Source organism: Amycolatopsis sp. NPDC006125, from assembly GCF_040614195.1.
In the GTDB taxonomy this organism is placed as follows: Bacteria; Actinomycetota; Actinomycetes; order Mycobacteriales; family Pseudonocardiaceae; genus Amycolatopsis_E; species Amycolatopsis_E tucumanensis.
Map to the genome: position 1 here is coordinate 1 of NZ_JBEXTZ010000218.1, position 2,166 is coordinate 2,166.

At 69.4% G+C, this 2,166-nt stretch carries 4 protein-coding genes and 1 pseudogene; 4 read left to right on the forward strand and 1 reads right to left on the reverse strand.

Annotated features, from left to right (window positions below):
- From ABZ193_RS43510 to ABZ193_RS43525, 4 genes and pseudogenes are all read left to right on the forward strand, one after another.
- Nucleotides 1-248 (forward strand): annotated as a pseudogene (locus ABZ193_RS43510) (histidine kinase); the annotation flags it as partial.
- Complete coding sequence (locus ABZ193_RS43515) at nucleotides 245-655, forward strand: roadblock/LC7 domain-containing protein (protein ID WP_020421504.1); 411 nt, start codon at nucleotides 245-247, stop codon at nucleotides 653-655. The pseudogene ABZ193_RS43510 and the gene ABZ193_RS43515, both read left to right, overlap by 4 nt.
- A complete protein-coding gene (locus tag ABZ193_RS43520) occupies nucleotides 655-1,029 on the forward strand; it encodes a DUF742 domain-containing protein (RefSeq protein WP_017984828.1) in 375 nt (124 codons plus the stop codon). The genes ABZ193_RS43515 and ABZ193_RS43520 overlap by 1 nt, the downstream gene beginning before the upstream one ends.
- Complete coding sequence (locus tag ABZ193_RS43525; RefSeq protein ID WP_026153485.1) at nucleotides 1,010-1,600, forward strand: ATP/GTP-binding protein; 591 nt, start codon at nucleotides 1,010-1,012, stop codon at nucleotides 1,598-1,600. Before ABZ193_RS43520 ends, ABZ193_RS43525 begins: the two co-directional genes overlap by 20 nt.
- Nucleotides 1,601-1,800: 200 nt before the next feature.
- Here the strand turns inward: ABZ193_RS43525 and ABZ193_RS43530 are convergent.
- Nucleotides 1,801-2,166 (reverse strand): transposase (locus ABZ193_RS43530; protein WP_354714685.1); only part of this gene is annotated, 366 nt, incomplete at its 5' end.

Genomic DNA, 2,166 nt, shown 5'->3' on the forward strand with positions numbered 1-2,166 from the left:
CGCAGCACGCGGGGCCGATCTCGCCGGACCGCCCGCCGCTGCCGCGGCGGCGACGGCAGCAGAACCTGGCCCCGCAGTTGAGGAAGGACGAGGAGACCACCACCTTCAGCGCCGCCACCGACCACAGCACCGTGCCCTCGGACAGCCCGGAGCAGGCCCGCAGCCGGCTTTCGGCGTTCCAGCAGGGCACCCGCCGCGCTCGTGAACAGGATCCGAGCACCACCGACATTCTGGGAGAGCACACGTGACGAACGCGGGAATCAACGAGCTGGACTGGCTCCTCGACGACCTCCTGCAGCAGGTCGTCGGAGCGGACCGGGCGGTTGTGCTGTCGGCCGACGGTCTGCTCATCGGCCGGTCGACCAACCTGTCCGAAGAGGACGGCGAGCACCTGTCGGCGGTGGCGTCGGCGTTCCAGAGCCTCGCCAAGGGCACCGGGCGCCACTTCGGCGGCGGCGCGGTGCGCCAGACCGTCGTGGAGATGGACCACGCGTTCCTGTTCGTCACCACGGCCGGGCACGGCGCCTGCCTCGCGCTGCTGACCGCGGCCGACGTCGACATGGGCCTCGTCGCCTACGCGATGAACATGATGGTCAAGCGGGTCGGCGCGGCGCTGAGCGCGGCGCCACGAGTTGAGCAGCAAAGCACGCCATGATGATCAGGCGGGACGACGACACCTGGTTCGATGACGCCGCGGGCCCGATCGCCCGGCCGTACACGATCACCGGCGGCCGCACCCACGCCGGCGACATCGACCTGCAGCTGCTCTCACTCGTGGTCGCCCTGCCCGGACTGGCCGAAGCGGCCACCATGGCACCGGAGTACGCCCGGATCGTGCGCCTGTGCCAGCGGCCGCTGTCGGTCGCCGAGGTCGCGGCGCACCTGGACCTGCCGGTGCCGATCGTGAAGGTGCTGCTCGCCGACCTCATCGAGCGCGGCCACGTCATCTACCGGACGTCCCAGCCCATCTCCGACACCCCGGAACAACACGTACTTCAGGCGGTTCTCGATGGCATTCGCAGGCTCTGAGCCCCGGCGGAACGTCTCCGCCACCGTGGTGAAGCTGCTGATCGCAGGCGGCTTCGGGGTCGGGAAGACCACCATGGTCGGCTCGGTGAGCGAGATCTCCCCGTTGCGGACGGAGGAATCGATCACCCAGGCCTCGGCCGGGGTCGACGACCTCACCGGGGTGGAGAGCAAGACCACCACGACCGTGGCGCTGGACTTCGGCCGCATCACGATCAACCCCGAGCTGATCCTGTACCTGTTCGGCACGCCGGGGCAGGACCGGTTCTGGTTCATGTGGGACGAGCTCGCGCAGGGCGCGCTGGGCGCGGTGGTGCTCGCCGACACACGCAGGTTGGAAAGTTGCTTCCCGGCCGTGGACTTCTTCGAACGGCGCGGGCTGCCGTTCGTGGTCGGCGTCAACTGCTTCGACAACGCCTACCGCTACGGCACCGAGGAGGTGCGTGCGGCGCTCGAACTGGACGACACGGTGCCGATCCTGCTGTGCGACGCGCGGGACCGCGAGTCGACCAAGCAGGTGCTCGTGATCCTGATGCAGCACGTGATGGCGAACGCGGCCCTCGCGCGACGCTAGCAGCCCGTTTGTCCGTCCGGTGTGGACGGACACGCTCTAGGCCGTGTCCTGTAGGTCTGTACGCAGCCACAACACGATCGAGGCGATGATGATCTCGGCGCGGTAGTAGGCGGCGCGTTCGGCGTAGCGGGTGGCCAGGTCCCGAAACTGCTTGAGCCGGTTGAAGCAGCGCTCGACGACGTTCCGGTTGGCTCGATGGCCTAGGGCGTGTCTGACAATGCGTCGGTCCAGGTGAGGACGTCGTGGATGAGTATGGCGGCGCGGTAGACGGTGGCCAACTTGTCGTAGCGGGTGGCGATGCCGCGCCATCGTTTGAGCTGGTTGAAGCTGCGTTCGATGACGTTGCGGCCGCGGTAGTCCTGGGCGTCGAAGGCTGGCGGGCGTCCACCGCGGGAACCGCGGCGTTTCCGGTGCCCAGCCTGGTCGGCGGGCTCGGGGATGACCGCCCGGATTCCCCGCCTGCGCAGGTGCGTGCGGATGGCGCGGGAGGAGTAGGCCTTGTCCCCGCGCACCCGGTCGGGGCGGGTCCGTGCTCGCCCGCCGCCCTGTCGGGGCACCTGCAGGTG

Excerpts from the sequence above, each read along its gene's own strand:
- ABZ193_RS43525 (WP_026153485.1), top strand. The coding sequence starts at position 1,010 with ATGGCATTCGCAGGCTCTGAGCCCCGGCGGAACGTCTCCGCCACCGTG.
- ABZ193_RS43520 (WP_017984828.1), top strand. The coding sequence starts at position 655 with ATGATCAGGCGGGACGACGACACCTGGTTCGATGACGCCGCGGGCCCG.